A 20,286-nucleotide genomic window follows, 5' to 3' on the forward strand; every position below is an offset into this window, starting at 1 on the left:
CCGGTCCCCCGAACAACAGGAGATGCCATGCCCCGCAGTCGCGCCAACCGTTCCCGCAGTGCCGTCTTCACCGTCGTGGGGCCCTGCCGGGTCCAGGGGCTGCAGGTGCCGTCCTGGTTGGCGTGGGTGACCCGACTGTCCTTGCTCACCCTCGCCGCGATCCCGGTGCATCAGCTCTTCTACGCGATCCTCGGGCCCCACTACGTCACGCCCTTCGGTGTCATGGGCATCAGCGAGGCGACGTTCGCCGCGTGGTGCGTGGCGATGGTCATCCTGCCCGGCTACCTGTGGATCACCTTCGCCGGCTGGCTGCAGCAGCGCAGCTAGTGGCGCGCCTTCCTCACCCAGGCCCGCACCCTGGGCGCCGACGTCATCCGGGTCGAGTGCGTCGAGGACGTCTCGGGCACCGCATCCACGGTCAACGCCCGCTCGGTGACTGCCCAGGGTGACACCGCGGACGCCCACCGCGTCGTGGTGTGGGACTCCGCCCGTGACGTCCGACCCGACACCTGGGTGGCGCTCAGCGAGAGCCGCCGCGTCCTGGCCACGGCCACCTCCGCCGAGCGTGACGCCGATCTGAAGCTGAAGCGCTGGGGTTTCCGCGACCTCGCCCCCGCGCCGGTGCCCGCCGTCGCCCTGCGCTGAGCGGACGCACGCTCGGGTTCGCACCCGTCCGACAGGCCGCCCACAGGACCGCCACAGGTGCGGCGCCGAGGCTGATGCCTGTCCGACGAAAGGAATCAGGATGAGCAGCAGGGCCAGGGCCGCCGCGGCGTTGGCGTCCCTCGGAATCCTCGGGCTTGGCTGGGGCACGGCGACCGCCCAGGGGCAGGTCGCCCTGGCACTCAACCCGCCCACGACCGACACCACGACGCCCTCCGACACCGCGTCTTCCGACACAACGGCCTCCGACACCGCGTCTTCCGACACCGCGTCTTCCGGCTCTGCGGCGACGAGTGGTTCCGGGGCGTCCTCGTCCAGCGGCGGCACGACCTCCTCCAGCAGCACGGGCTCGTGGGCCGACGGCACCTACACCGGCTCGACGGCGCGGCACCGCTACGGGTCGGTCACGGTGACCGTGATTGTGGCGAACGGCACGATCACCGGGGTGTCGGAGTCCGTCGTGAGCGATGGCGACCGCAAGTCCAACCAAATCAACGCCCGGGCCGTTCCGGCCATGCGCAGCGCGGTGCTGAAGGCCCAGGGCGACGACGTGGCGACCATCTCCGGAGCGACCTACACGACGGAGGCCTACCTCACCTCGCTGCAGTCCGCGCTCGACCAGGCGGCCGCGTGATGGGCGCCCCGTTCGTCTTCGCCGCCATGGGCACCGTGATCAGTCTGCACAGCGCCCGGCCCGTCCCCCGCGCCACCCAGGACGCCGTGCTCACCGCCTTCGCCACCCTGGAGGATCGCTTCAGCCTGTGGCGTCCCGACACCGAGGCCGCCCGGTTCGCCCGCGGCGAGCTGGCCCTGCCCGAGACCACCGAGGCGTTCCGGCAGGTGTACGACGAGGCGGTCACCTGGCGGCTGGCCACCGGCGGCGCGTTCACCCCGCACCGGCCCGACGGTGTCGTCGACCTCTCCGGCATCGTCAAGGCCATCGCCCTCCGCGACGCCGGCGCGGTGCTGCGGGCCGAGGGCCTCACCGACTGGTGCCTCAACGCCGGGGGTGACGTGGTGGCGTCCGGGCACCGGGCCTCCGGGGAGCCGTGGGTGGTCGGCATCGTCGACCCGCTCGACCGGTCCCAGCTGTTCACCGAGTTCCAGATGGGCCCCGAGCGGTGGGCCGTCGCGACGTCGGGCACCGCGGAGCGTGGCGAGCACGTGTGGCGGCTGGGCGCCGACGACACTTTCGTGCAGGTGACCGTGTGCGCCCGTGACATCGTGACGGCCGACGTGCTGGCCACCGCGATCCTCGCCGGCGGGCCCGAGGCGCTGGCCCGGGCCCAGGAGCTCGACGACATCGACGTGCTCGCCTGCAGCGCGGGGGAGCGCGTCTGGGCCAGCGCGGTGTTCCTCGCGGCCTGACGCTGCGGGGTCGTCCCAAGGAACGACTCCTTTGGTGCGACCCGGTGGCAGGGTGCGTCCTCCCAAGGAATGAATTTCACCACGGATCGGGTGTTGGGGGTGCGCGACGGGTCTGAGGATTCTTAGGGTGTTCTCATGCGTGACCCCAGTGCGCTCGACGCGGTGCTGCGTCGACTGGTCCTCACCGTCGCCGGTGCGGCCCTCTTGGTGCTGTTCCCCTCCGGGGCCTTCGGCGGTGCGGGGTGGCTGCCGGTCACCCCGGTCGCCGACCTCACGGTCGCCCAACTCGCCGGGCTGCTCGTCATCGCGCTGGCCTGGGCCAGCCAGATCGCCCAACTGGGTGCGCTGCCCGCCGCCCGGCTCGCGGAGCCGGGCACACTCGCGCTGGCGGCGGCAGCGGCAGGATCACTGGCGGCGGTGGTGCTCGCCGTCATCCATGCCGAGGCGCTGGCCGTCGTGGCCGCGCTGGTGCTGCTCGTCGGCGCGCAGCTGGGCCTGGCCCTGCGCATCGACCGGGTGCGGCGCCGGACGCCCGCGGCGTCCGGCCCCGTGGCGCCGGTGGCTCAGAGGTAGTCCTCGAGGGCGCGAATCAGCGACGCCTTCGTCTTGCCGCCGGTCATCGAGGTGACGACCGTGCCGTCCACGAACAACTGGAGCGTCGGCAGGCCCATGATGCCCTGTTGGGCGGGAACCTGTGGGTTGCTGTTGGTGTCGAGCTTCACGAACGTGACCTTCTCGCCGTACTCGGCGGCGAGCTCGTCGATGATGGGGGCAATCTGCTTGCAGGGCGAGCACCAGTCGGCCCAGTAGTCCACCAGGACCGGCTTGGACGACTGCAACACGACCTCATCGAACGTGGAATCGGTGACCTCGGCGACGGAACCCATGCTTGCTTCTCCTTCGTGTGGGTACCCGTCCAACACTATCGGGTGGCGCGGCATTCCTCGTCCCGGCCGGGTCCGGGGGCTCAGGCGCTACGGTGGCGCGATGGAGGAGTGGCTGCGCATCGGTGAGGTGGCCCGCCGCACCGGGCTCACGGTGCGGACCCTGCGCCACTACGACGACCTGGGCCTGCTCGTGCCCAGCGGCCGCTCCGGGGGTGACTACCGGCTCTACTCCGCCGACGACCTGCGCCGGCTCCTGGCGATCCAGCACCTGAAGAGTCTCGGACTGGCGCTGCCCGAGATCGCCGCGGCCCTCGACGACCCGGCCTTCGACGCCGCGGACGCCCTCGCCCGCCACATCGCCGTCGTGGAGGAGCGCCTGGCGGCCGAGCGGGCGCTGCTCGCCCGGCTGCGCGGCCTCGTGGGCGTGGCCGACGCGGGCTGGGGCGACGTGGTCGACGCCATCGCCCTCACCGAGCGGCTGCGCCACCCCGAGGCGCACGTGCGGTTCCGGGCGGCGCTCGACGCGCCGGCGTCCGCCCCGCTCGCCACGCTGCTGGCGCAGCTGCGCACCGAGCCCGAGCCGGGCGTCCGCGAGAACCTCACGTGGGCGATCGTGCGGCACCCGGACGCGCTCGCTGCCGTGGTGCCGCAGCTGGCGGACCGGGACGCCGGCGTCCGGCTGCGCATGACGCACGTGCTGTCCAAACTCGCCGACCCGGCGGCCGTCCCGGCCCTCGTGCCCCGGCTGGCGGACGCCGACGCCGCGGTCCGCGCCAAGGCGGCCTTCGCACTCGGGCAGGTGGGCGGCCCGGACGCCTTGCTCGCCCTCGTCGGGGCGCTCGGCTCCGACGACCCGCTGTTGGCCGACGCGGTGGTCTCCGCGCTCGACCGGTTCGGGTCGCGGGCCGTCCCGCTGTTGGAGGCGGCCCTCGCGAGCGGCGGCCCGGCGGTGCGCGAGCAGGCCGCCGAGGCGCTCGGCTTCGTGGCCGACCCGGCCGCCACGGACGCCCTCGCCGCCGCCCTGGACGACCCCGAGGGCAGCGTCCGATTCGCTGCGCTCACGGCGCTCGGCGCCCTCGGCACGCCCGAGGCCCGTGCGGCAGCCGGGCAGCGGGCCGACGACGCCGACCCGCACACCCGGCTGCTCGCCCGGCGGATCGCGGTCAGCTGACCAGCGCCGCTTTCAGGCCCGCGCCGCCAGTCGCTCCCGACGCGCGGCGAGCGCACCGGCCACGCTGGCGAGCACGCCGTCGTCACCGGCGGCCAGCGCGGCCAGGGCCTCGTCGGCCACCGGGCCGAGCTGACCGAGCGCCGTGGCGGCCATGACGCGCACCTCCGCGTCGGCGTCCGCCGTGGCACCGGTGAGGGCATCCACGGCCGCGTCGGCGTCCGGGCCGAGGTGGCCCAGCGTCTCGGCGGCGTGACGCCGCACCGCCACACGCTCGGAGGTCAGCGCCTCGACTAGGGCGGGCACGCCCGCCTCGCCGAGAGTCACGAAGGCGTTGGTGAGCGCATCGGTCTGGTGCGCGTCGCCGTCGCCGAGACGAGCGGCGAGCAGCGGCACGACCGAGGCGTCGCCGGTGTTGGCGGCCGCGCGGTAGGCCTTGATGGCCACCTGGGCGTCGGCGTCCGCGACGAGCGGGGCGAGGTGCGCGGCGAACTCCGGGCGCGCGGCCTTGCTCAGCACGTGGGCTGCCTGCATGCGGGCCTCGGCGTCCGGGGAGTCCAGCAGGGCCAGGACGGCGGGCAGCGCGGCGTCGATCACCTGGACGGTGGCCCAGGTGACGCGCTCGCGCACCTGGCAATCGGTCTCGGCGCCGAGGCGCGCGGCGAGGGCGTCCGCGGCGTCGGTCACGCGGTCGATCCCGATGAGGGACGCCGCGTCAAAGCGCGTCGCGCTGTCGTCGCTGTGGAGCTGCGTCACGAGCAGCTCGGTGGTGTACGTGGGGTTGTTGGTCATGGTTCCCACCTCCTGGTCGTGAACCTAGAGCCTCACGCAGCGTGAGGGTCAAGCGGTGGTCGCCTGGGGCCGATAGCCTGCGCCCATGACCCCGCGGATCCGGTCCACCAACCTCGCCCGGCCCAAGCCCGACCCGGGCACGCCCCGCCTGACGGGGATCGACAAGCGGTCGGCGCCGGCGATCGAGGTGTTCGCCCCAGGGTCGGCCGACGGCGACGGGCCTCATTACGGGGACGGCCCCGGCGTGGCGGGGGATCTGGTGGGCGACAGCCAGCACCACGGGGGTGCCCACAAGGCGGTCTACGCGTTCAGCCGCGAGGAGCTCGACTGGTGGGGCAGCGAGCTCGGCCGCGACCTGCCCGACGGCTGGTTCGGGGAGAACCTCACCACCGAGGGCCTCGACCTCGACCGGTTGCTCGTCAACCAGCGGGTGCGGGTCGGGGACGCCGTCGAGCTCGAGGTGTCGATCTCGCGGCAACCGTGCGCCACGTTCGCCCGCCACATGGGCGAGCGGGGCTGGGTGAAGCGGTTCGCCGCGCACGGCCGGTGCGGGGCGTACTTCAGGGTGGTCGGGCCCGGCACGGTCCGCCCCGGTGACGCCGTGACCCCGCTCGAGGCCCCCGAGCACGACATCGATCTGGTCACCCTGTTCGCCGCCGAGATGGGCGACGACGACGCCGCCCGCCGGGTGGTGGCGGCCGGCGTCGTGCCGCCCCATTGGCACGACCGGCTGGCCCGGCGCGTCAGGCGCGGGCGATCGCCTTCTCGGTGAGCACCGCGTCGGCCAGCGCCTGCAGGTAGCGTTCGGCGTCCAGCGCCGCCTGGCAGCCGGTGCCGGCGGCGGTGATCGCCTGGCGGTAGGTGTGGTCGACCAGGTCGCCCGCGGCGAACACGCCGGCCAGGTTCGTCTCGGTCGACTGGGGCTTGGTGAGCACGTAGCCCTCGGCGTCGAGGTCGACCTGGCCCTTGACCAACTCCGAACGCGGGTCGTGGCCGATGGCGATGAAGACGCCCTGCACGGGCAGGTCGCGGGTCGCGCCGGTCTCGGTGTCGCGCAGGGTGATGGATTCCACCGAGCCCTCGCCGTTGATCGACTCCACGACGGAGTTCCATTCGAACGCGACCTTCGGGTCGGCCTCGGCGCGGGCCGCCATGATCTTGGACGCCCGCAGCTCGCCCCGGCGGTGCACGAGCGCGACGGAGGAGCCGAACCGGGAGAGGAAGGTGGCCTCCTCGACCGCGGAGTCGCCGCCGCCGATGACGGCGATCGGCTTGTCGCGGAAGAAGAAGCCGTCGCAGGTGGCGCACCACGAGACGCCGCGGCCCGACAGTTCATCCTCACCGGGCACGCCCAGCCGGCGGTAGCCGGAACCCATGGCGAGGATCACGGCCTTGGCGCTGTGGGTGGTGCCGGCGGCGTCCGTCACCGTCTTGACCGGGCCGGTCAGGTCGACTGCCACCACGTCGTCGGCCACCAGCTCGGCCCCGAAGCGCTCCGCCTGGGCCTGCATGTTCATCATCAGATCCGGACCCATGATGCCCTCGGGGAAGCCCGGGAAATTCTCCACCTCGGTGGTGTTCATCAGGGCGCCGCCCGCGTCCACCGCACCGGTGAACACCAGCGGCGCGAGGTTGGCGCGCGCCGCGTACAGCGCTGCGGTGTAGCCGGACGGACCCGACCCGATGACGATGACTTCGCGGACGTCGCTCATGAGTTCCCTTGCTCGGTGCGTGTGCGTTGCGTGTGCGTTGCGTGGACCAATCTAGTGCCGCAACGCGACACCCCCCGCCGCTATTCCGGCCCCGGGTGGGCTCACGGGCCGACGCTGACCTCGAAGATCGAGCCCTGGTGGTTCGGCTCCACGCGCGGCAGCTCGGTGAGGTAGACCAGCACGAAGCGCGTGGCCTCGGCCGCATCCAGCGGCAGCTGGACCTCACCGCCGGCGCCGTCGAACCGCGCCACGGTGCGCCAGTCCCGCTCCGAGCCGAGCGGCGGCACCACCGCCGTCGGATCGTTGGGCACCCGGATCTCCCCGCTGGTGGGGCCACTGCCCAGCAGCACCGACACCCGACCGACCTCCCTGACCTCCCCGAGGTCGACGATGACACCGGCCCCCGGCTTGCGGTCATTGAATGTCGCCGTGCGCCCGTAGCGCTCGGTGGTCCAGGCCGTGGTCGGGTCCCCGTCGACGGCGAGCGAGGCCTGGTCGGGATTCTCGGTGTCGTCACCCCCGTCGCCGGCCGGGTCGAAGTCGCGGGCGGACGCCACCGCGTACGTCGCCGGCTCCTGGGGCGTCCGTGCCGTCTGCGACAGCCCGTTGCCCACCATCACGAGGCTGACGACCAGCGTGACCGCGAACAGGCCGAGCAGGGCCCCGTACCACCGGCGGGGCGGATCGGGCGGCAGCGAGCGGGCGTCCGGGCCCCCCGGCCGCGCCGCCTCGAATGCCCGCGCGGACGACGCCGAGCGTTCTGACGACGCCGAGCGTGCCGACGACGCCGATGTCGCCGTGCCGCCACCCGTCCGTCCCCCGCGGGGCGGCGGGACGGGCGTGATCCGGTCGGTGTTTTCCGGCTCGTCATCGTGCTCGGCGGCGGGCCGACGGTCACGCGTCGGGCGTCGGGCGTCGCCGTCCTCCGCGTCGAACCAGTAGGACTGCGTGGAGTCCCCGTCCCCGGCGCCGGGGGCCCACCGCTGCGTGCCGTCCTCGTCGTCGTCCTCGCCTCCGGCGTTCGGAACCACCCGCGGCGGCGGAAGAGCAGGGCGTTCGCTCGGGCCCCGCACGCCGAGCGGCGTCGCACCCGGGGTGCCCGGCACCTCCGGCGGGAGCGGCACGGCGGGCACGTCGAGGGGGGCGGGGGTGTCGAGGGGGGCAGGGGCGTCCAGGCGTGCGAGGGGGTCGCCGAGGGCGAGCGGGGTGGCGAGCAGGTTGGTCGGCGGCGGCTTGGGCACGGTGAGCTGCACGGTCGAGACGGGGAAGCGCAACCGCCGGTCGAGCACGTGCGACTGGTCCTGCCCACGCAGGAGGTGGGTGAGCGCGTGGTCGATGTCTTGGGCGCTGGTCAGGCGCGAGGCGCGCCCGCGCGGCGTCCGGGACACGATGCGGTCGACCACGTCGGACAGTTCCGGAGAGACGCGGGCCGTCACCTGGCGCGGCAGGAGCAGCCGCCCGCCCGCGTCCGTCGGCGCCGCCGCCAGCCCGTAACGGGCGCCACCCGGCCAGCGGCCCACCGTGGCGGCGTACAGCAGGTGGCCGAGGGCGAGGACGTCGGCGCGCTCGCCGTCCGCGTCGTCGGACGTCTCCGGGTGCAGGGCGTTCTCGACGAGGAAGCCTACGATCTTCACGTTGCCGCTGGCGGTGATGATGATCGTGTCCGGGTTGAGCTGCCGGTGGTAGAGCCCCTGAGCATGCATCGCGACCAGGCCGGAGGCGACCTCGCGCACCACCCAGGCGGCCTCGAGGTCGCTGAAGTGGCCCTGCCGGAGCGCCAGCTCCAGCGACTGCCCGGGGGCGTACTCGCACACGATGTAGCTGCCGTGCGCCTCCTCCTCGACGAGCACCGCGTCCCACACCCGCAGGAAGCGCGAGTCCACCGCCGGGGCGGCGCGCCGGGCCTGGTCGAGGATCTCCAGGGCGCGCGGGTCACCGGGTGCCATGACGTGAACGAGCACGGGCCGGGAGAGCTTCACGTCGAACCCGCGCCACGTCGAGGTGCCGCCGCGGCGGTGCAGCGGCTCGTCCAACCGGTAGCGGGCGTTCAGGATCTGGCCGGGTACCACGTGGCCCACCGGGACGTCGGAGGCCGGGAAGGAGGTGGCCGGCGTCCGGTGGGGGTCGTGCGGATCGGGGTAGGAGAGCAGGGGGGCCTCCCCGGTGGGGACCTCCGGGGCCTCGGCGCGCCCGCCCGCGCCCGGCCCTGCCACCGACCCTGCACCCGGGTCGCCGACCGGCGACGGGCCGCCGGTGACCGGGTCTGCCTCACGGCCGCCCCCGGCCGGGGCGGGGCCGTCGGCGTGCTCGGCGCCATCGCGTCGGCGGCGCAGCACGGCGAGCAGCTCGCCGGGCTCGGCGATCCGGAGGTGCCGGGCCGTGACGAAGAACGCCACGAGCACGACGGCGACCGCCCCCAGGAAGCCGGCCACCACGACCGGGAGGGACCCGTCACGCAGCACCCACCAACCGATGACGAGGGCTGCGATGCCCCCCGGGGCGGCGGCCAGCAGCAGCCGGGCGAGGTGTTGGACGAGGGTGCCCCCCGAGAGCCCGGGGAGGCGGCGACGCAACGCGGCGTGGGTCACGAGGGCGCCGACCGCGTAGGCGACGCCGTACGCCAAGGCCAGCCGGGGGGCGACGGTGGCCGGCGAGCCGCCCAGCCCCACCAGGAGCAGGCCGACCCCGAGGTTGACCACGGCGATCGCGATCTGGAGCAGGAACGGGGTCCGGGTGTCCTCGAGCGCGTAGTAGGCGCGCAGGTACACGTACTGCACGGTGAACGGCACGAGCGCCGGGGCGAACGCCACGAGCGTCCAGCCGATGGCGTCCCAGCCCGTGGCGCCGGCGCCGTGGCCGAAGGCGATCCGCGCGAACGGCAACCCCAGCGCCAGGAAGCCGACGGAGGCGGGCACCAGGAACGCACAGGCGAGCCGCATCGTGCGGGTCGTCTCGGCGGCGACGCCCTGCAGGTCGCCCGATGCCGCGAGCCGGGACGCCGACGGCAGCATCGCCGTGGCCAGCGAGACGGTCAGCAGCGAGTGCGGCAGGATCCACACCAGGTAGGCGGTGCTGTAGGCCGCCAGTCCGGCACCCTGACCGTCCGGCGAGCCCGTCGCGGAGGAGGCCAGCCGGCTCACGACCGCCTGCACAACGGTGGTGAGCAGCACGTAGCCGAGCATCCAGGACGCCAACCGGAACGTCTCGCCGAGCCCCTGGCCCGCCAGGTCCCACCGCAGGCGGTACCGCAGCCCGATCGACCGCAGGGCCGGCAGCAACGCGAGCGTCTGCACGATGATCCCGAGCGTCGAGCCGAGGCCCAGCAGGTACACCTGCTCGTCGGTGAACGGCACCGAGCCCGCCTGGTTGGTGCCCCACAGCGCGACGTAGAGGCCGAGCACGCCGATGCCGACCACGTTGTTGAGGATCGGTGCCCACATCATCGGCCCGAACCGGTCGCGGGCGTTGAGCACCTGGCCGACGAGGAAGAAGGCGCCGAAGAAGAACAGCTGCGGCATGGTGAGCAGCGCCAGCAGCACCAGCTGGTGCCAGTGGCCGGCCATGGCAGGGGCGCGCCAGCTCGCGTCCGTCCACAGGCTCATGAGTGGGCCGGCCAGCGCGGTGGCGAGCACGGCGAGCACCGCCAGCACCACGCCGAAGGCCGTCATGATGCGTTGCACGAACGCCTCGCCGCCGTCGGCGTCGCTGCGCACGTGGCGCACGATCTGCGGTACGAGCACCGTGTTGAGGGCGCCGCCGGCGAAGATCATGTAGAGGCTGTTCGGCACCAGCGTGGCCACCGCATAGGAGTCGGCGAGGGGGTTGTTGGCGCCGAGCACGATCACGAGCAGCGTCGCCTTCACGAAGCCCAGCACGCGGCTGATCGCGGTGCCGGACGCCATCACGGCGGTCGCGTTGACCAGGCGCCGGGACGCCGCGCCGGCCTCCGGTGCCGCCTCAGCCATGCTCGCCCGCCTTCTGTGCTCGTGTGGCCGCCCGGACGCGGTGGATGCGCAGCGCGGTCGTCGTGACCAGCACGACGGCCGAACCAATCACCAGCACCCACCCGATGAGACCGAAGTTGGTGGTCTCCACCACGATCGCCTCGTCGGCGGTCAGCCTACGGCCCGCGAGCGACTCGACGTGGATCCGAGCCTCCACCACGCCGCCGCCCGACGCCTCCGCCCGCAGCAACAGCGCGGTGCTGCTGCCCGGTTCCACCCGCGTCGCCTCCGCCGGGACGAACCGAATCCGCTGCGGGTTGTCGGTGGTGGCCACCACCCGCACCACCACCGGGTCGACGAGGTGGTTCGTCACGGTGACGGGGTAGTCGCCCGAGGAGCCGGCGAGCGAGAAGCGGGCGGACGCCGACAGCTCCAGCCCCGCATCGAGCGCCCAGAAGCCCGCCCGGGTGTCGACGGCGTCGAGGTAGGCGTCGCGCCCGGCGGGGTCGTCGGCAAACCAGCGGGACGCCGCCCGCGCGAGCACGTCCTCGGGCAGACCCGCCAGGTCTGCCTCCGGGGCCGCCTCGGCATAGGCCTGGATGCCCGCCATGAGGTCCTCGACGCGCAGCAGGGTCGCCTCGTCGAGCCCCGTGGTGGGGTCGGCCGCACCCAGCGTCTGGTCGGGCGGGGTGGTGGCGAGCAGCGTCGCGAGGTCGGTGCGCCTCACCCAGTCGGGGGTTGCCGCGTCGATCGCCACGTCCTCGGCGCTGCGCAGCACCCGCACCTGCCGGCCGTCGGCGCGGGCCAGCGCCGTCAACACGGCGGTGCGCGCCAGGGGTTCGTCGGCGAGCGAGGCCGGCAGGGTCAGGTCGGTGGGGGCGAGCGCCGGCACCACCGTGGTGCCGCCCACGTCGACGGGGGCGGCGTCCGCGTCGAGCCCGGTGGCGAGCACCGGCCGGCCCTGGTCGCTGAGCGCGGCCAGGGTGGTGGCGGCCGGGGCGTCCAGCACGGCGGCGACAGGCAGGTCGACGTCGGGGACGGCCTCCCCGGCCGCCGTCGCGGCGGCGACGACCTCGGCGCGGGCGGCGTCCGGTGTGGCGAACAGGCCCGCGTGACCGCGGTCGGGGTCCAGCTGGTCGTAGTCGCCCAGCCAGGCCTGGGCCAGGTCGGCGTGGGTTCCCTCCTCGGAGACGCCTGGTGCGGTGCGGACGCGGTAGCCGTCGGCCATGTCGCGCACCTCGGCCAGCAGGGCCGGGTCGACCACCCAGTCGCGGCTGCGCGCCGCGTCGAGGAGGACGCGCAGGCGGCCCTCGAGATCGTCGGCGAGACCGTCATCGACGAACAGATCGCCCTTCACCTGCCGGGGCGGCGCCGAGAGGTCGACGACGGAGGTCAGCGACACCTCCGCCCCGGCGTCCGGCACCGTGACGAGGGTGCGGGCGATGGCCACCTCGCCGCTGGGGGCGTCCGGTGCGGCGCGGGCGGTGACGCGGACGCCGACCCAGTAGGAGGCCCCCGTGCGGGTCAGGCCCAGGCCGCCCAGCGTGCCACTGACCGACCCGGAGACCTCGGTGCCGAACGGCAGGGACGCGTCGGGAGCGGTCAGCGCGGCGGTGTTGCTGGGCTCGACCGCCTGGCTGGTGCCGCTGGGCGGCTCCTCGGCCGCGAGGGTGCGGGTGAGCGCCGCGGCCGACCGCAGCACGGCGGTGGAGCGCCACAGCTGGAGTTGGACGTCGTGCAGCGGATCGCCGGTGGTGTTGGCGACGGTGGCGGTGAGCACCAGCACGGCGTCCGGCCCGGACCCGATGAGGCTGGCGGCGGTGAGCGCGACGGCGGGCCCCTCGGCGGCGGCCGCGCGGGGCGGTGCCAGCGGCCACAGCAGCGCCAGGACGATCGCGACCAGCGCCCCGAGCGCGGGCGCGCGGCGTGGCTGCGGTCGACTCACCGCTCCATCGTAGGCTCGCCCCCGGTGGGCGCCGACACGCACACTCCGGTCTCGAACTCCGGTTCCGGAGCCGGAGTTTGAGCACCAAACCGGAGTGTGAGCGTCCCTCGCGCAGAGCCGGACGCCGCACGCCCGGCCGTCGTGCCGGCCGCGTAAGCTGACTGACCGTGCCCAGCCTGACTCCTGAACAGCGCCGCGCCCTTGAGGGCGTCGTGCTGGCCGAGCCCGTCATCGGCCGGGTCGCCGCCGCCTTCGCGGACGCCGGTCACGACCTCCACCTGGTTGGCGGCCCCGTGCGCGATGCGCTGATGGGCCGCGCCGTCCACGACCTGGATTTCACCACCGGCGCCCGGCCCGCGGAGATCGAGACGATCCTGCGGTCTCTCACGCGCAGCACCTGGGACATCGGCCGCGCCTTCGGCACCATCGGGGCCTCGTTCGCCGCGCAGGGCGGCGAGCTCGTCGTCGAGGTCACCACCCACCGCGCCGACTCCTACGACCCGTCCTCCCGCAAGCCCACCGTTGAATTCGGCGACACCCTTTCTGGCGATCTCGCCCGGCGAGACTTCACGGTCAACGCGATGGCCCTCTCGGTCGTGACCGGCGCGTTCACGGACCCCCACGGTGGCCTGGGCGACCTGGCCGCCGGGGTGTTGCGGACGCCGTCAGCGCCGGAGGTCTCGTTCAGCGACGACCCGCTCCGGATGATGCGCGCCGCACGCTTCACCGCGCAGCTCGGCTTCATGGCCGCTCCCGACGTGGTCGAAGCCATGACCGCCATGGCTGAGCGCATCGACATCATCTCCGCCGAGCGCGTCCGCGACGAGCTGAGCCGCCTCCTGCTCACCGACGCCCCCCGCCCCGGCCTCGACCTGCTCGTGCGCACCGGTCTGGCCGCCCGCGTCGTCCCCGAACTCGCCGCGCTCGAGGCCGAGGTCGACGAACACGGCCGCCACAAGGACATCTACGCCCACACCCTGACCGTGCTGGAGCAGTCGATCGACCTCGAACGCGCCCGCGGCCACGCCCCCGACCTCGTCGGACGCCTCGCCGCGGTGTTCCACGACGTCGGCAAGCCGCCCACCAAGCGCTTCGAGGGCGGCGGCAAGGTGTCGTTCCACCACCACGACGTGGTCGGGGCCAAGATGACCGCCAAGCGCCTCACCGCCCTGCGGTTCAGCACCGACGACGTCAAGGCCGTCGCCCGGCTCGTCGAGCTGCACCTGAGGTTCCACGGCTACGCCGACGCCGACTGGACCGACGCCGCCGTCCGGCGTTACGTCCGCGACGCCGGCGACCAGCTCGAGCGTCTCCACATCCTCACCCGCGCCGACTGCACCACCCGCAACGCCCGCAAGGCCAACCGGTTGCGCACGGCGTACGAGCAGCTTGAGTGGCGCATCGACGAACTCGCGGCCGCTGAGGAATTGGACGCCCTGCGCCCCGATCTCGACGGCACGCAGATCATGGCCATCTTGGGCATCAAGCCCGGCCGCGAGGTCGGCGAGGCCTACCGCTTCCTGCTGGAGCGTCGCATCGACGCCGGCCCCCTCGGCGAGGAGCGGGCCCGCGAGGAGCTGCTCGCCTGGTGGGCCGAGCGGTGACGTGGACGCGCCCCTGACCGACCCGGGCCACCCGGTGACGGGAGGACGCGCCCGGTTCGCGGCCTCACCGGTCGTCCTTGTGCTGATCGCGATCGCCACCGTCCAGATCGGGTCGTCCGCCGCGAAGGACCTCTTCGCCGTCACCGGACCGCTGGCCGTCACGTGGCTGCGCCTGCTGGCCGGGGCCGTCGTGCTCGGGCTCGTGGCGCGCCCGCGGCTGGCCGGGCGGCCGGCGTCCGACTGGGCGTGGGTCGTGGGGTACGGGCTGGTGATGGCCGCGATGAACCTCTCGTTCTACGCCGCGATCGCCCGCATCCCCATCGGCATGGCAGTCACCCTCGAGTTCATCGGACCGCTCGGTGTGGCGGTGGCCACCTCGCGTCGGCTGCGCGACCTCGGGTGGGTGGGCCTGGCCGGTCTCGGAATCGTGCTGCTCGGCTTCACCCCGGGAGAGCTCGATCCGGTCGGCGTCCTGCTGGCCCTGGTCGCCGGCGCCTGCTGGGCCGGCTACATCCTGCTCGCGCGGCCGGTCGGCCGGAGCTGGGAGGGCGTCACGGGCGTGACGATCGCGCTGTGGACGGGGCTGGCCGCCATCTCGGTGCCGGTGATCGCGCTCGGCGCCTGGCCCCCCGCGGCCGCGACCCCCTGGCTGCAGGGCCTGCTCGTGGGGATCCTGGCGTCGGTCATCCCCTACGGGCTCGAAATGATCGCCCTCCGTCGGATCGAACCGCGGGTGTTCGGCGTCCTCATGAGCCTCGAACCCGCGGCGGCCGCCCTGGCCGCCCTCGTGCTGCTCGGGGAGGAGTTGCGGCCGGTGGAGGTCGCCGCCCTGGCCTGCGTGGTCGCCGCGTCCATCGGCGTGGTCCACGCGCCCGGACGCCCCCGGCGCGACGCCGCCTAACGTTCGGCCAGTTCCCGCCCCCGCCCGTTGCCCGGCCGTGGGGCGTGTGTTTGGCTCGGGAGCGAACAGGCCGAAGGGGCGTCCCCCGTCCCTCCGGGCTCGGGATCACCCACCCACCCCACCCCGGGGTGCCCACACCAGAGCCGGGTCGGCCGGCCGCACAAGGAGCAACGAGATGACCAACCAGATCGAAGCCGCGGCGCCCACCGCGACCCGAGGGGCACCGGCCCCTCTCATCGCCGCCCACGACGTCCGCAAGTCCTACCAGGTCGGACGCGACTCCGTCGAGATCCTGCACGGGGTCAGCCTGGGCGTCCACGAACAGGAGATGGTCGCGGTCATGGGCCCCTCGGGTTCGGGCAAGTCGACCCTGCTGTACTGCCTCGCCGGGCTCGAGGCGCCCACCTCCGGCGGCATCATCCTGGCCGGCAAGCCCCTCGATGCCCTGTCCCGCGCCGACCTGGCAAGGATGCGTCGCTCGCAGGTGGGCTTCGTGTTCCAGTCCTACAACCTCATCCCCACCCTGACCGCCACCGAGAACGTGGCGCTGCCCTACCTGCTCGACAAGGCCAAGCCGCCGCAGGATCTCATCGCCTCGACGTTGGCCACGGTGGGTCTCGCCGAGCGCGCGGACGCGCGTCCGCCGTCGATGTCGGGCGGCGAGCAGCAGCGCGTGGCGCTGGCGCGGGTGCTGGCCCAGCAGCCCCAGGTGATCTTCGCCGACGAGCCCACCGGCGCGCTCGACACCCGGACCGGTGAGCTGGTGCTGGCCGAGCTGGTGCGCATCGCGCACACGCCCGGCCGCTGCGTCCTGGTCGTCACGCACGATCCGAAGGTGGCGGCGTCATGTGACCGGATCCTGTTCATGCGCGACGGCCTCCTGGTGCGTGAGCTCCACGACGCGTCGGTCGACACGGTCGCCGCGACGCTCGCCGGTCTCGGCTCGCGGGAGGTGTGAGCGATGCGCAAGGTCTACGCGGCGGAGCTGCGTGACTCGTGGCCCGCCTGGCTGGGTGTCTCGCTCGCCTTCGTCATCACCAACCTCTCGTTCGTCAATTCCGCGCTCGTGCTGCGCTCGGGTTGGGCCGCCGTGGCCGCCGGAAAGATCGACATGATGGACAGCGCCGACTTCACGCTCACCCCGGTGTCCAACTTCGTCTTCTCCGGCATCGTGGGCCTGACGGTCATCGCGACCAGCACGTCCATGGTGGTCGACTCGCGGCGCGGCAGCTTGGCGCGCCTGGGCGTGGCCGGCGCCGCGCCGGGCCAGATCGTCAGCTCGATCATGACGCAGCTGGTGGCGGTCTCCGTCCTGAGCGCCCTGATCGCCAACATCATCGCGGCCGCAACCCTGGACCCGTTCCTCCACTTCCTGACGGTCGGCGTCGAGTCCGGCCTTGTCCTCGAGCAGCCCGCCCCCGTCTACGACGTCGGGGTCATGGTGCTCGCCAATGCGGTGTGCATCGGGGTGGCCCTGCTCGGTGGCTACGGCCAGGCGCGGCGGGCAGCGACCATCCCGCCGGTGGAGGCGCTCCGTCAGGCCGTCGCCGCCCCCGGGGAGCGGATGACCGTGCTGCGCTGGATCGGTGCGACGCTGTGCGTGCTGGTGCTCGTGGCGCTCTTCGCCGGCATCTTCGTGATGATGCAGTTCCGCACCAGCGAGACGGTCAGCACGCTGATGCAGATGGCCCTGGCGGCGCTGCTGGTCTTCACGGTGCTCGTGGCCATGGTGGCGCCCCTGCTCATCGGGCCGTTAGCCCGCGGCTGGACGGCGCTCGTGCCTTTCCGCGGCCCGACGTGGCAGATCGCGAGGAAGAACGTCTACGTCCGCGGTTCACGATTCTCCCGCTCGGTCGTCCCCATCGTGTTCACCATCGCCCTGATGCTGGGCTTGTTGAGCCTGGGGCCAACCATTTTCGCGACCTCGGCGGCGAGCGGTTTCGAGGGTGGGCCCATCACCCTCGACAAAGCGGGAATGGGTGCATTCTTGAGTCTGCTCGGGCCTGCGCTGGCCATCGCTCTCGCGGGTGGGGTGGGAAACCTCTTCATGATGAGCAAGCAGCGCGACGCCGAGCTGGCCCTGTTCGGCATCACGGGGGCGACCCCGACCCAGCGCAGGGTGTTGCCCATCCTGGAGGCGATCATCCTCACCGTGACGGCGACCATTCCCGCCGTCCTCGCCCTGGCGCTGATGCTGACGTACCTGTACATCTCGTTCACCGGCGCGGGCCTGGTGGCGGTGTTGTCCGTACCCCTGTCCGCCTGGGTGGTCGGCGTCGGAGCCACCGGCCTGATCATGGTGGCCGCCACGTTCCTGCCCACGCTCTCGGCGCTCCGGTTGCCCGAGCCCCGGGTGGTGGCCCGGCTCGCCGCGGAGTGAGCCCCGACCCACCACGCCATTTCCCCAGCAAGGGCCTCGGTCATCGTGACCGGGGCCCTTGTTGGCGTCCGCCTTGATCGTTTTGGCCACATGGTCAGCCCCAGGCTGTCGAACGGCCACCGGTGCCGGTATTTCATTGACGAGGTGGGGCGCGCGGAGTTGAATGGGGTCATCGGCAGGAAAAAAGAAATGTTCTCACTTGAAATTCCTGCCGGCGAAAGCACCCCCATCCATTCCCACCAGGAGGCCACCATGGGCGTTCGTCCCGAGTACTTCATGGCAGCGCAGCACGGATCGCCGTACTACGGCCGTCCGCGGCGCGTCGACGAGCTGATCGGGCCCGGCGAGAGCCTCCAGGGCGAGGAACTGCCCGCCGGTTGGCTGCGGCAGACCTGGGGCGTCTGGGAGGGCTGGACGCCCCGCGACTGGACGCCGCGCCTCCAGGGCTGGAAGATCCACGTGTCGGCCTCCCTGGGCTGCGCGCGGGAGACGCTGGCCCGCACCACGCGGGTGTGCGCCGCCCGCGGCGTCGCCTTCAAGTTCCTCCCCGTCGAGGGCATGCTGGCCGACAGCAACGGCAAGCAGAACGACCGCGGTGCATCGGGCAAGTTCATCACCATCTACCCCGACGACGACGCCCAGCTGGGCGAGCTGCTCGACGAGCTCGACGAGACCCTGACGGGTCAGGAGGGCCCCTACATCCTCAGCGACCTCCGCTTCCGCGACGCCCCCGTGTACGTCCGCTACGGCGCCATCATGGCCCTCAACTTCCCCGACCCCACGGACCGGCCCGTTGCCGCCATCGTCACCGGAGACGCGCTGACCCTCACCGAGGACCACCGCCAGCCGCGGTTCAGCCTCCCCGACGGCGTCCAGCTGCCGGCCTGCCTGGAGGAGTCGTATGCCCGGTCGCGCCAGAGCAGCCCGAGCCGGTTGCGCGAGTTCAAGGCCATCTCGGCCCTCCACTTCAGCAACGCCGGTGGCGTCTACAAGGCGACCCTGCCCGACGGCGCGCGCCACGTCCTGCGCGAGGCGCGGCCCCACACCGGGCTCGACGGACGCGGCCGGGACGCCATCGCGCGGCAGCGTGACGAGGAGATCACCCTCACCGAGCTGGCTGACGTGCCCGGCGTCCAGCGGCTGCTGGGCAGCTTCAGCGCCTGGGAGCACCGCTACCTCGAGCTCGAGTACGTCGACGGCCGCACCCTCACCGCGTGGATGGTGCAGAACAGTGCCTGCGACGTGCGCGACGGCGGCGAGAAGAAGCGCGCCTACGTGCAGCGTGCCCACCACGTTGTGCGGCAGCTCATCGACACGGTTCAGCGGATCCACGAGCGCGGCTGGTGCATCGGGGACCTCCACCCCGGCAACATCATGGTCACCGAGTCCGACGAGGTGGTGATTCTCGACTTCGAGGACGCCACGCGACGAGGCGAGGACCGGGCCGTCGGCTTCCGCGTCTTCGAGTTCTGCGCCCCCGAGGAGTTCAGCGCCGAGCAGGCCGACTGGTACGCGGTGTCGCGCTCGATCATGCTGCTCTACTTCGCCGACTGGGAGCTGGAGGTGATCGCCCCCGCGTTCTGGGACCGCGCGCGGAGCCGGCTCGCCTCCGAGTTCGGGGCCGAGTCCGCAGCCCAGCTGGACGAGGTGATGGCGCTCTTCCCGGCGACCGAACGTCACCTGCTCTCACCGCGCGAGCCGGTGGGCCTGTGGGACGAGCGGCCCCACCCGGACGCCGCGATCGTCGCCCTCGACGAGGGCATCACCTGGTCGCGCCAGTTTTCCCCCCGGAACTCCTACCCCGGGGACTGCTCCCAGCCGGGAGACGTCAGCGAGACCTGGGGCTACGGGCGGGCCGGTGTGGCCTGGGCCCGGGCCCGGATCGGACGGCCCGTGCCGGACGACGACATCGCGGCGCTGGAGCGCGCCGCCGAGGGCTGGACGGCGGAGGACGCCCCCGGCCTGGTCGACGGACTCGCGGGCATCGCCCTGGCCCTCGGCGAGGTGGGGCGACCCGAGCAGGCCGTCGCCGCCGCGCGAACCGCCCTCGCGGGTGCGGAGGCGCGCCGCCGACTGGACCTCCAGGCCGGGTTGACCGGCGTCCTGCTCGCCGGCTTCGAGCTGGCCGGCGCGACCCGGGACGACGACCTCCTCGAGCGGTGCCGCACCAGCTACGAACGGCTCCACCGGGCCGTGGCGGCGGGGGGCAGCAGCCTGGCTGCACTCACGCACCGCCGTGGGCTCCACTTCGGCCTCAGCGGGCTCGCGCTGGTGGACCTCTCCGCCCACCGCGCCACCGGCGAGGCCCCGCTGCTCGATCGCGCCATCGACCGGATCACCGACGAGGTGGCAGCGTGCTTCGTCACGGCGGACGGCGACATGATGGTCCGCGACGTCGACAACAACCGCGCCCTGCCCTACCTCGAGTGGGGGAGCGCCGGCGTCTGGGTGGTCGTGATGATCGCGGAGCGGCTGGCCAAGCAGCAGCTCCTGACCGACGAACAGCGCGCCGCTTTCGCCCGGGCCTGCTCCTCGGACTTCTACGTCTACCCGAGCCTGCTCCACGGTCGGGCCGGGACGCTCGCGGCCCTCGCGGCGGACGGGACGGACCACGCGGAGATCCAGCGGCAACAGGACTTCGTGCTCGACACCCTGTTGCATCGCGAGGGCATGGCCTTCACCGCCGGCGACGGGTTCCTCAGGCTGAGTTCCGATCTGGCCACCGGCGCCGCCGGGGTCGCGCTCGGGCTGCACAGCGTCCGGCGTGGGCGCCCCTTCGACTGGCTGCCGCTCGCCAAGGGCACGGCGGACGCCCTCGCCGGGCTCCCCACCCCGCAGCCGGTGCCCGGATTTGTCCCGGCCAGCCTGGCCGGCGCGATGGTCGGCCACGGCTGACCCGTGGCTCGGGGCAGCACGCCCCGA

The 20,286-nt window shown here is 73.3% G+C and carries 17 protein-coding genes; 12 read left to right on the forward strand and 5 right to left on the reverse strand.

Annotation, left to right across the window (positions count from 1 at the left end; all coding sequences use genetic code 11):
• Positions 1 to 27: 27 nt before the first annotated feature.
• The 5 genes from IFY26_RS00610 to IFY26_RS00630 all read left to right on the forward strand — a co-directional run bounded on the left by IFY26_RS00610 (position 28) and on the right by IFY26_RS00630 (position 2,604).
• Positions 28 to 327 carry a hypothetical protein gene (locus IFY26_RS00610; protein ID WP_232547072.1) on the forward strand — a complete coding sequence of 100 codons (300 nt, stop codon included), beginning with the start codon at positions 28 to 30 and terminating at the stop codon, positions 325 to 327.
• Positions 328 to 432: 105 nt separating this feature from the next.
• Entirely contained in the window at positions 433 to 645 is a 213-nt protein-coding gene (locus tag IFY26_RS00615) for a hypothetical protein (protein ID WP_232547073.1), read from the forward strand.
• A 100-nt stretch (positions 646 to 745) separates the two neighbouring features.
• Positions 746 to 1,297 (forward strand): FMN-binding protein, encoded by a 552-nt coding sequence (locus IFY26_RS00620; protein WP_232547074.1) that lies wholly within the window; start codon positions 746 to 748, stop codon positions 1,295 to 1,297.
• Entirely contained in the window at positions 1,297 to 2,031 is a 735-nt protein-coding gene (locus IFY26_RS00625) for an FAD:protein FMN transferase (protein ID WP_232547075.1), read from the forward strand. The genes IFY26_RS00620 and IFY26_RS00625 overlap by 1 nt, the downstream gene beginning before the upstream one ends.
• Before the next feature lie 135 nt (positions 2,032 to 2,166).
• Positions 2,167 to 2,604, forward strand: coding sequence for a hypothetical protein (locus IFY26_RS00630; protein WP_232547076.1), 438 nt, complete (start codon positions 2,167 to 2,169; stop codon positions 2,602 to 2,604).
• On the opposite strand, the gene trxA is transcribed toward IFY26_RS00630, so the two are convergent.
• On the reverse strand, positions 2,595 to 2,918 hold the full coding sequence (trxA, locus tag IFY26_RS00635) for a thioredoxin (protein WP_232547077.1): 324 nt from the start codon (positions 2,916 to 2,918) through the stop codon (positions 2,595 to 2,597). The two genes, IFY26_RS00630 and trxA, sit on opposite strands and share 10 nt — an antisense overlap.
• Before the next feature lie 100 nt (positions 2,919 to 3,018).
• Here trxA and IFY26_RS00640 point away from each other — a divergent pair, with 100 nt between their 5' ends.
• On the forward strand, positions 3,019 to 4,089 hold the full coding sequence (locus tag IFY26_RS00640; RefSeq protein WP_232547078.1) for a HEAT repeat domain-containing protein: 1,071 nt from the start codon (positions 3,019 to 3,021) through the stop codon (positions 4,087 to 4,089).
• Between the two features lie 12 nt (positions 4,090 to 4,101).
• Here IFY26_RS00640 and IFY26_RS00645 read toward each other — a convergent pair whose 3' ends face one another.
• Complete coding sequence (locus IFY26_RS00645; protein ID WP_232547079.1) at positions 4,102 to 4,878, reverse strand: HEAT repeat domain-containing protein; 777 nt, start codon at positions 4,876 to 4,878, stop codon at positions 4,102 to 4,104.
• Between the two features lie 85 nt (positions 4,879 to 4,963).
• Between IFY26_RS00645 and IFY26_RS00650 the strand changes: the two genes are divergently transcribed.
• Entirely contained in the window at positions 4,964 to 5,650 is a 687-nt protein-coding gene (locus IFY26_RS00650) for an MOSC domain-containing protein (protein WP_232547080.1), read from the forward strand.
• Here IFY26_RS00650 and trxB read toward each other — a convergent pair.
• The 3 genes from trxB to IFY26_RS00665 form a co-directional block, all read right to left on the reverse strand.
• Complete coding sequence (gene trxB / locus IFY26_RS00655) at positions 5,622 to 6,590, reverse strand: thioredoxin-disulfide reductase (RefSeq protein WP_232547081.1); 969 nt, start codon at positions 6,588 to 6,590, stop codon at positions 5,622 to 5,624. The genes IFY26_RS00650 and trxB overlap by 29 nt on opposite strands.
• 101 nt (positions 6,591 to 6,691) lie before the next feature.
• Entirely contained in the window at positions 6,692 to 10,555 is a 3,864-nt protein-coding gene (gene murJ, locus IFY26_RS00660; RefSeq protein ID WP_232547082.1) for a murein biosynthesis integral membrane protein MurJ, read from the reverse strand.
• Entirely contained in the window at positions 10,548 to 12,479 is a 1,932-nt protein-coding gene (locus tag IFY26_RS00665; protein WP_232547083.1) for a hypothetical protein, read from the reverse strand. Before IFY26_RS00665 ends, murJ begins: the two co-directional genes overlap by 8 nt.
• A gap of 161 nt (positions 12,480 to 12,640) precedes the next feature.
• Here IFY26_RS00665 and IFY26_RS00670 point away from each other — a divergent pair, with 161 nt between their 5' ends.
• From IFY26_RS00670 to lanKC, 5 genes are all read left to right on the forward strand, one after another.
• The gene (locus IFY26_RS00670; RefSeq protein ID WP_416046541.1) at positions 12,641 to 14,083 is read left to right on the forward strand and encodes a CCA tRNA nucleotidyltransferase; all 1,443 of its coding nucleotides are present in this window, start codon (positions 12,641 to 12,643) and stop codon (positions 14,081 to 14,083) included.
• A gap of 1 nt (position 14,084) precedes the next feature.
• A complete protein-coding gene (locus IFY26_RS00675) occupies positions 14,085 to 14,984 on the forward strand; it encodes an EamA family transporter (RefSeq protein ID WP_232547085.1) in 900 nt (299 codons plus the stop codon).
• 175 nt (positions 14,985 to 15,159) lie between these two features.
• Complete coding sequence (locus IFY26_RS00680; protein WP_232547086.1) at positions 15,160 to 15,942, forward strand: ABC transporter ATP-binding protein; 783 nt, start codon at positions 15,160 to 15,162, stop codon at positions 15,940 to 15,942.
• A gap of 3 nt (positions 15,943 to 15,945) precedes the next feature.
• A complete protein-coding gene (locus IFY26_RS00685; RefSeq protein ID WP_232547087.1) occupies positions 15,946 to 17,364 on the forward strand; it encodes an FtsX-like permease family protein in 1,419 nt (472 codons plus the stop codon).
• Positions 17,365 to 17,616: 252 nt separating this feature from the next.
• Complete coding sequence (gene lanKC, locus IFY26_RS00690) at positions 17,617 to 20,259, forward strand: class III lanthionine synthetase LanKC (protein WP_232547088.1); 2,643 nt, start codon at positions 17,617 to 17,619, stop codon at positions 20,257 to 20,259.
• Positions 20,260 to 20,286: the final 27 nt, after the last annotated feature.

The organism is Propioniciclava soli (assembly GCF_014858005.1).
GTDB lineage: Bacteria > Actinomycetota > Actinomycetes > Propionibacteriales > Propionibacteriaceae > Propioniciclava > Propioniciclava soli.

Coding starts and splice junctions, on each gene's coding strand:
- IFY26_RS00610 (WP_232547072.1), top strand. CDS start 28: ATGCCCCGCAGTCGCGCCAACCGTTCCCGCAGTGCCGTCTTCACCGTC.
- IFY26_RS00620 (WP_232547074.1), top strand. CDS start 746: ATGAGCAGCAGGGCCAGGGCCGCCGCGGCGTTGGCGTCCCTCGGAATC.
- IFY26_RS00625 (WP_232547075.1), top strand. CDS start 1,297: ATGGGCGCCCCGTTCGTCTTCGCCGCCATGGGCACCGTGATCAGTCTG.
- IFY26_RS00630 (WP_232547076.1), top strand. CDS start 2,167: ATGCGTGACCCCAGTGCGCTCGACGCGGTGCTGCGTCGACTGGTCCTC.
- trxA (WP_232547077.1), bottom strand. CDS start 2,918: ATGGGTTCCGTCGCCGAGGTCACCGATTCCACGTTCGATGAGGTCGTG.
- IFY26_RS00640 (WP_232547078.1), top strand. CDS start 3,019: ATGGAGGAGTGGCTGCGCATCGGTGAGGTGGCCCGCCGCACCGGGCTC.
- IFY26_RS00645 (WP_232547079.1), bottom strand. CDS start 4,878: ATGACCAACAACCCCACGTACACCACCGAGCTGCTCGTGACGCAGCTC.
- IFY26_RS00650 (WP_232547080.1), top strand. CDS start 4,964: ATGACCCCGCGGATCCGGTCCACCAACCTCGCCCGGCCCAAGCCCGAC.
- trxB (WP_232547081.1), bottom strand. CDS start 6,590: ATGAGCGACGTCCGCGAAGTCATCGTCATCGGGTCGGGTCCGTCCGGC.
- murJ (WP_232547082.1), bottom strand. CDS start 10,555: ATGGCTGAGGCGGCACCGGAGGCCGGCGCGGCGTCCCGGCGCCTGGTC.
- IFY26_RS00680 (WP_232547086.1), top strand. CDS start 15,160: ATGACCAACCAGATCGAAGCCGCGGCGCCCACCGCGACCCGAGGGGCA.
- IFY26_RS00685 (WP_232547087.1), top strand. CDS start 15,946: ATGCGCAAGGTCTACGCGGCGGAGCTGCGTGACTCGTGGCCCGCCTGG.
- lanKC (WP_232547088.1), top strand. CDS start 17,617: ATGGGCGTTCGTCCCGAGTACTTCATGGCAGCGCAGCACGGATCGCCG.